This is a genomic window from Merdimmobilis hominis (assembly GCF_900104615.1).
Taxonomy (GTDB): domain Bacteria; phylum Bacillota; class Clostridia; order Oscillospirales; family Ruminococcaceae; genus Merdimmobilis; species Merdimmobilis hominis.
Window position 1 is genome coordinate 165,657 of sequence record NZ_LT629939.1, and the last position, 7,281, is coordinate 172,937.

General features: G+C 50.9%; 9 protein-coding genes, 1 pseudogene and 1 other annotated feature. Of the genes and pseudogenes, 2 read left to right on the forward strand and 8 right to left on the reverse strand.

Annotation, left to right across the window (positions count from 1 at the left end; all coding sequences use genetic code 11):
- Positions 1-561 precede the first annotated feature (561 nt).
- On the forward strand, positions 562-1,128 hold the full coding sequence (locus BQ5353_RS12960) for a sensor histidine kinase (RefSeq protein WP_204211272.1): 567 nt from the start codon (positions 562-564) through the stop codon (positions 1,126-1,128).
- Between the two features lie 20 nt (positions 1,129-1,148).
- Here BQ5353_RS12960 and BQ5353_RS12315 read toward each other — a convergent pair whose 3' ends face one another.
- From BQ5353_RS12315 to BQ5353_RS00855, 8 genes are all read right to left on the reverse strand, one after another.
- Positions 1,149-1,289: a cyclic lactone autoinducer peptide gene (locus tag BQ5353_RS12315; RefSeq protein WP_082398523.1), complete on the reverse strand. Its 141-nt coding sequence runs from the start codon at positions 1,287-1,289 to the stop codon at positions 1,149-1,151.
- Positions 1,290-1,310: 21 nt separating this feature from the next.
- Positions 1,311-1,901 (reverse strand): accessory gene regulator ArgB-like protein, encoded by a 591-nt coding sequence (locus tag BQ5353_RS00825; protein WP_143117115.1) that lies wholly within the window; start codon positions 1,899-1,901, stop codon positions 1,311-1,313.
- A gap of 3 nt (positions 1,902-1,904) precedes the next feature.
- Positions 1,905-2,663 carry a response regulator gene (locus BQ5353_RS00830; RefSeq protein WP_054331149.1) on the reverse strand — a complete coding sequence of 253 codons (759 nt, stop codon included), beginning with the start codon at positions 2,661-2,663 and terminating at the stop codon, positions 1,905-1,907.
- A 335-nt stretch (positions 2,664-2,998) separates the two neighbouring features.
- Complete coding sequence (locus BQ5353_RS00835; RefSeq protein WP_054331148.1) at positions 2,999-3,361, reverse strand: type II toxin-antitoxin system PemK/MazF family toxin; 363 nt, start codon at positions 3,359-3,361, stop codon at positions 2,999-3,001.
- A 281-nt stretch (positions 3,362-3,642) separates the two neighbouring features.
- Positions 3,643-4,185, reverse strand: coding sequence for a hypothetical protein (locus BQ5353_RS00840; protein WP_143117117.1), 543 nt, complete (start codon positions 4,183-4,185; stop codon positions 3,643-3,645).
- Between the two features lie 66 nt (positions 4,186-4,251).
- A complete protein-coding gene (locus BQ5353_RS00845) occupies positions 4,252-5,787 on the reverse strand; it encodes a bifunctional ADP-dependent NAD(P)H-hydrate dehydratase/NAD(P)H-hydrate epimerase (RefSeq protein ID WP_074026290.1) in 1,536 nt (511 codons plus the stop codon).
- The gene (acpS, locus tag BQ5353_RS00850) at positions 5,775-6,173 is read right to left on the reverse strand and encodes a holo-ACP synthase (protein WP_071427107.1); all 399 of its coding nucleotides are present in this window, start codon (positions 6,171-6,173) and stop codon (positions 5,775-5,777) included. The genes BQ5353_RS00845 and acpS overlap by 13 nt, the downstream gene beginning before the upstream one ends.
- The gene (locus BQ5353_RS00855) at positions 6,173-6,694 is read right to left on the reverse strand and encodes a hypothetical protein (RefSeq protein WP_054331143.1); all 522 of its coding nucleotides are present in this window, start codon (positions 6,692-6,694) and stop codon (positions 6,173-6,175) included. Before BQ5353_RS00855 ends, acpS begins: the two co-directional genes overlap by 1 nt.
- A gap of 116 nt (positions 6,695-6,810) precedes the next feature.
- Positions 6,811-7,038 (forward strand) — a binding site (T-box leader).
- 77 nt (positions 7,039-7,115) lie between these two features.
- Between BQ5353_RS00855 and pheS the strand changes: the two are divergent.
- Positions 7,116-7,281 (forward strand): annotated as a pseudogene (gene pheS, locus BQ5353_RS12320) (phenylalanine--tRNA ligase subunit alpha); the annotation flags it as partial.

The window sequence follows — 7,281 nt, forward strand, 5'->3', positions numbered from 1 at the left end:
TTTATTATAACAATTTCCACTTATTTCCTTATTTGTAAAATCTTATTTAAATTACCTTTTTCAAAATGCCTTAGTTTTTTAACAGGCTACTTACTCTACTCAGCTACAATCGAGTGTGTAATGATAATTGTCAACATAGTAATTTCAGGGAGCCAAAATTTTTTCTTCAGTCACATTCGTGAAAATACTTACCTAAATATTTTGAGATTTCTATCACTGTTGCCATGCTTTCTAATATATGCTGTCTCGAATTTTGTGGTGAAAAAACGCGAAATTTCCTATGCTAACAAGGAATCATTTACAATTATAGTATTAAATTTCTTTTTTCTGATCGCATTTATTTATCCAAATATTATTTATTTTGAACATTTTGAAATTAAAATTAACAATTTTATCCTTCTATACGACTTAGTTCTCGCTCTATGTTTTGTTATATACAGCATATATAATTCTATAAATTCCTATGAATTGGGGAAGAAGGCGGTGATCTCTGCCAATCAAAAATTGTATACAGAAACTCTGGAGAACTCTCTTGACCAGATCAAAGGTTTCCGCCATGAGATGAATAATATAATATCGACCATTGCCGGTTTTGTGGAGCTAGAGCGTCTAGACCTTCTCCGACCATATATCGGCGACCTCCAGCAGCGTCTCACTGCTCAGTCATCCACCAACGTTCTAAATCTCAATCTGCGGGAAGTACCTATCCTCTACGGGCTACTTATTGGAAAGATCAATTACGCTACAAACATGGGAGTTCGATTTGAAATCGCCATTGTAACCAAGGAAGAAATTGTATTCCCCAATGAGGTCTTATACGACCTAGCCTACATCATGGGCGTCTGGCTGGACAACGCCATCGAAGCTGCCGCGGCCAGTGAGCTCAAACAGGTAAATCTTCTTGTCCGGGATGACAGCGACTGCTACAACATCGTTGTGCGCAATTCTTTCGAGGGAGAGGTAGATCTGAAAAAGATCAAACGCAAGAATTACTCCACCAAATCCAACCACATGGGAATTGGACTGCACCAGGTGGAGGAAAAAGTCCAGGCACAAAGCAAGTATTTCTCCTCCTCTACAACCATCAACGAGTGTTCCTTTATCCAGCATCTCCAAGTAAAAAAGTAGGGGCTAACGCCCCTACTTTTTTACTTTTCTTCTTTTTTGTCTTTCATCAGCTGCTTTGGCAGCTTAGGCTGATAAATAATTAACGGTGCACAAGCCACATTTATCGAAGCTTCAGCAACTTTCTCAGCAGTTACCTTCAGGGTTTTAGCGAACAATTTCATGGGGGTTCAACACTCCTTTCCTTAACTTTCTTCTACATAACGCTGGCAGCCGTATAGCTTATATGCGATAGGCGTGACCATAAAACACGCGACTGTAGATGAGAGCATCAATACGTTGGCCCGAGCAGGATACCCTTGAGACATCCAGTAAGCACAGCCAAAGGAGATCCACATACAAAGGAGCCCTACCACCTTGCAGCGCAACCGAAGCCTGCTGCCAAAAATGGGTTTTTCCTGCGTGTCTCCTGGTGCATACAAAAGCAGCACAATCGTATTACAGGCAATCCCTGCCCAAAAGAAAGGGGTCAAAAATCCTTTTACCCAAATCGAAATGCCAATGGAGGCAAACATAAACATGACATATGTGGAAAGGCATATGCTCCGTGTAGAAGCATGCGCTCCGTTTGCGTTTCCCCGCACTGTCGTATACGCCAACACAGAAAAAAGCATCAAATCTGCCAAGCCTAAAAATGCAGCCACCGTAAAGAGCGCAATAAAGGCCAAAATCTCTTGGAAGATCAGCTCCAGCCCATAAGCTAGAACCTCCTCATCCGAATCCTCGAAATTATTGGCCAGATATTGCGCAACACTTTGTGAGAGTTTGGCAATCATCAATTAATCCAACTTTCTAATATAATTGGCCAATGTAGCGATGAACACGGTATTGGAGATATTGCGTTTGCTGAGCATTGCGCTAAAAATCTCCTGGTAGAGAGGTGTATTGGTTTTGCGCACCGTTTGAATGCCATACCGCAACCCTCGCTCCACACTGGGAGTGGAAACACCATACTTCTTTGCAATATCCGGATACAATACCTTGGTCACCAAATTGACGTTCGACCCATCGATGGTACAAGCAATCAGCGCATCCCTCATATAGGAGTGGAATTTGCTTCCTGGTGCCATCCCAATATCCATAAGAACATCCTCCACCCGCTGCTCCAATTTATTGGTGTATTGGATGGTGATCTTCTGGCTGGATTGATCCGGCATCAGCCCACGCATAGCGATAAGCAGGTCCAAGTTGGACAATATGGTGTTGACTCCCACTGGCTTTAAGCTGTAGTAATCAATCTCCAAATTTTGCAGGATCCGCACGATGGGATCTGTGGCAATACCCGACAGGATATAAATGATGGGTCGATAATTCTGCATCTGCCGGATGCTGTTGACCAGATAACAACCATCGGTTTTGGGCATCAAGATATCACTAATGACAATATCTGGGCGTTCCTTTTTGATGATCTGAAAGGCGGAATCCCCATCCTCGGCGATGCCCACCAATTCATATCTGTCTTTTTTCGACACTGCTAGTTCAAACAATTGAGTCCACTCTGTGTCATCGTCTGCTAAAACAATCCGAAATTTTTTCATAACCTTCCCCATCCAAAAGTATTTCGTCCTTTATCCCCACCCGAAGCTGTCAATCTGAATTCGGGTGGCCATTCCTTCTTGGAAGCAATTGGGGGACGCAACATTATATATCAATCATTATACCAGACTTGGGCAAGGGTTTCGACCGGATCGCCTAGATTTTGCTGCCCTTTATCATTATAATACAACATTTTCCCCGAAAAGCACAGAAAAACGATTCGTAAAAAATCGACATAAATTCGACAAAATGTTCCATTTCTGCCAAAATATGCGGTTATGTGCCAAAAGAAAAGGCGGGCGCCAAGGCGTCCGCCGATGCGGCTCATTCTATGTAATTACCGCATCTCCTCCATGCCCGGGAGGCCAAAACTCACCGAAAGAGCTTGGTTAATCCGGCTCATCGACTGGTCGTCCAGCCGGCCCATCCGTTCTTTAAGCCTGCGCTTGTCAATGGTGCGGATCTGCTCCAGCAGCACCACCGAATCCCGGGACAGGCCGCAGTGGGCGGAATCCAGTTCGATATGGGTGGGCAGTTTGGATTTTTCCTTCTGGCTGGTGATGGCTGCTGCGATCACCGTAGGGCTGAATTTGTTGCCAACGTCGTTTTGAACAATCAATACAGGACGAACGCCGCCTTGTTCCGATCCCACAACCGGGCTCAGGTCGGCATAATAAATTTCTCCTCGTTTGACAGTCACGTTCTATCACGCTCCGCCTTAATAAGTTTATCGTTGCAACTGTATTGTTGCCGAATTCTTTTCAGGTTAAACAGTGTGGTGGCATTTTCCAACCGCACCTACCCTATCTTATTAAGGGAGCTGTTATTTTGACAAAGGAAAAACCCCCGCCCCAGTGGCAGGGGTTTGTATTTTGCTCCGCCATGGCACAAACGGCCCATAAAAACCGGTTTTCCGACCGAGCAAAAGCCCTGGCTGAAAAAATCGCTTTTTCTTTTTGCTTGGGGAGAGGCCGTCTCCCGTTACAGGGGACAAAAATTGATAAACTCCATCTCCAATTCGCTGGCGGGGATGGAGAGCTTCAAAAAGTTGCCGCTTTTCGGGTCCAGTTTCAGCAGGAACTCCCCTGCTTCAATAAGGCCGCTGACCTCCACCGAGCTCTCCTTGAGCTCTACATGGACGCCCTGAGGTTCCGTAGCGGAATTGACTGCCGACACCACCATCTTTGCCACCGCTCCACCCGGGAGGTTGGAGGGGTCCAAATCAAAACTGATGCCGTTGTAATCCACCGTCAATTTATCCTTGGCAAAGGCAAAGCTCATCCCATTGAGGCTGGAGGGGCTGGTGAAGGAGACAGTACAGCTGCGCGGCTCCTCCGAGACGATACGAGCCGTGGCCTTGATGTCCTTGTAACTGATGTTGGCCGTCGTCTCAAAGGGGCTAGTCATCCGGCTTTCCACCTGGCTTTGGTCCACAGTGCCGCCTCCTCCTCCAGTTTTATCACAACCGGCAAAACCCAGGCAGCAGAGCATCGCCAAGGCCAGAGAGATCCATCGTTTTTTCATGCGGGCGCTCCCATCCGCTTCGCCAAATTTATGCCGGAACAGCCGGCGAAGCGGAAACTGCCCCTCTTACAATTGGTGTTCCACGAAGATGCGGCAAAGGTCTTCTAAAATATCACTGGGCTGCATGGCGTATTGGGAGAGGCGCTTGGCGCAGGCGTCTGCCGCCATCCCGTGGAGATAAACCCCCAGCACTGCGGCCAATTCCGGCTTGATGCCTTGGGCCGCAAAGCCGGCGATCATGCCCGCCAGCACATCCCCGCTGCCGCCTTTGGCTAAGCCGGCATTTCCAGTGGTGTTGTAGAATACGTTGCCGTCGGGACAGGCCACTAAGGTGTTGTGCCCTTTGAGGACCAATGTCACCCCATGTTCCTGGGCAAAAGCGCGGGCAATGGAAAGGCGGTCCCTCTCCACATCCTCAATCTCCTTGCCCACCAGCCGTGCCATCTCCCCCGGATGTGGGGTGAGGATGACGGCGTCCCGTTTTTCACTCAGTATATTTATATTCTTGGCAACGGCGTTTATACCATCCGCATCGATGACCAAGGGACAATTTGCCCGGCGGATGAGGGCGGAAACCACCTGCTCAGTGTCTTCGTCGCATCCCAAACCACACCCCACCAGTGCGGCGGTGGAGCGTTTCATCCGTTTTAATATGGCGCCGATGGCCTCGGCCGGTACCCGGCCGCAGCTGTTCTCCACCAAAGGCAGATAGGTGCACTCAATGAGGCGGGAGGCGGCGATATGGCAAACCGTCTGGGTGGATGCCAGTTGAATCAGCCCCACGCCGCAGCGCATGGCCCCCATGGCGGAGAGGACTGCCGCACCCACAAAGTTTTCGCTTCCGCAGACGCTGAGCAGCCGCCCATAGCTCCCCTTGTGGCTCTCCGGCTCCCGCTGGGGCAGAAGGGCAAAAACCATCTCCTCATCGGGGATATGGAAGTGGGATTTCACCCCATCTGCCGCCTCTTGAGGGATGCCGATGGCGCAGAGTTCCACATACCCGCAATTCCCCTTGCCGGGGGCGAGGATGTGGCAGGGCTTCAGATGGTCGAAGGCGATGGTGAAATCCGCCTGGACCGCCCCTTCCGCCGCCTTGGCGGCGTCGCAGTCCACCCCGCTGGGCACATCCAGGGAAAAGACTGCCGCGATGGCATTGTTCATCAGGGCGCAGGCCTTTTGGTGGAGTTCATCCAGCTCCCCGTGGAAGCCGGTTCCATAGACCCCGTCTACAATGATGTCCACCACATCCATCAGGCCGGCGATCTGGTCAAAGGATTCCTCCAGCCGCAGCACGCTGATGCCCATCATCTTTACCATGTCAAACATGCTTTTGGCATCCTCGGTGCGGGGCTCCCCATCGGTGAGGACCACCGCCACATTTGCGCCGTCCTCGTACAGCTTGCGGGCCACTACAAACCCGTCTCCCCCGTTGTTACCCCGTCCGCAGAAGAGGATACAGTTTTTATCCTCGGGGTCGATGGTCTTTTTCAGGAAGGCAGCGGCAGCGGCGCCGGCGTTCTCCATCAGCCGCTCTCCGGACATGCCCAGCTCCCCCGCTTTTTGTTCGATTTCCTTCATCTCGCTTGCGGTTACAATTTCCATCCCTGTTGCTCCTTTTCCCTATCACTGTATGCGACCACAACGGCGGCGGCATGCTGCCGGGTGTGGGTTAAGCTGACCGAGAAGGCCAGGCCGCTACTCTGGGCAAACTCTCCCGCCGCACCCGAGAGGTGCAGCTCCGGTTTGCCGCTCCCATCGTGCAAAAGCTCAATTTCCACAAGGCGTATCCCCCGGAAGCCCGTTCCCATAGCCTTGGCACAGGCCTCTTTGGCGGCAAAAACCGCGGCGGCCGACTGGGCGCGATTGGGCCTGGCCCCGATCTCCTCCCGCTCCCGGGGAGAAAAAACCCGCTGCCAAAACCGAGGGGAGGCGAGGCTCTTTTCCATACGCGCCACTTCCACCAGGTCAATACCGGTTTCCACACGCATTAGAGTAAATTCCTCCCCTTGATGAACACTTCGTTGACCACCTGGCGGGGCAGGCTGACCCGCATCCCCTCCAAAAGCTTGGCATCGGGGGTGAAGACCACCATCTGCCCCTCTTGGGTGACGAAGTACCAGGCCCCCTCCTGGGGATCAGCGCAGTAAAAAAGGGGCTTTCTATCCCCTTCCAAACCGGGCTGATACCGCCCCATGGCGGCGATGTCTTTGCAGTCCACCGTCAGCAGGTGTTTGCGGCTGCGGTGGGCGCTGATCCGGTCCACATCCATCTCCGACCCGGTGAGGATATACTCAAATTCCAGGTTGAGGGCGGTCCAAAAATAATAGATGCAGTACAAAAGCCCTGCGCACACCACCGCGCCAATGACGGTAAAATATAGGTTGAAGGAGGCCATGATGTAGCTAGGTGCACCCAAAACCAACATTCCCACCACTACTGCCCCACGCAGGAGTGCATCCTTTTTGGTTGGCTTTTTGGCCACCAACGTCTCGACAAATACTTCTTGCATGGCAAAATCCTCCTTCTAATTGCACAATAGTATAGCATAAAAACCCGGTCTTTTCAACAATTTATCCCTTGCAACCCACCGGCAACTGTGCTATGATAAGACTATTCTTAATACTTTTACACGCGTTGACTGAGAGAGTACGCCCACGTTTCCTTCCCTCCAGAGAGATCCGCCCCGGCTGCAAGCGGATCGGTTGGCAGGTGGGCCGAAGTTCACTCACGAGCGGCCCTGCCGAACCAGGAGTAAGCAGGGACGGGTGCCCGCCGTTACAAGGGACGCAGAGTGTTTGCTCATGTGGCAAAAAATTGGGTGGTACCGCGGAAGAATGGCCTTTCGTCCCTTTGTGGACGGAGGGCTTTTTTATTTCCCCCGCCCCATGGAAAGCCAGTCATTTTCCCATATTAATCAAGAGGTGAAACAAATGAAAGCAGCTTTGGAAGCGATTCGAGAAAAAGCACGCAAAGAGCTATCTGAGATTGCCGACACCAAGGCGCTGGACGCCCTGCGGGTCCAGTACCTGGGCAAAAAAGGCGAGCTGACTGCCATCTTAAAGCAGATGGGCAGCCTCTCCGCCGAGGAACGCCCGG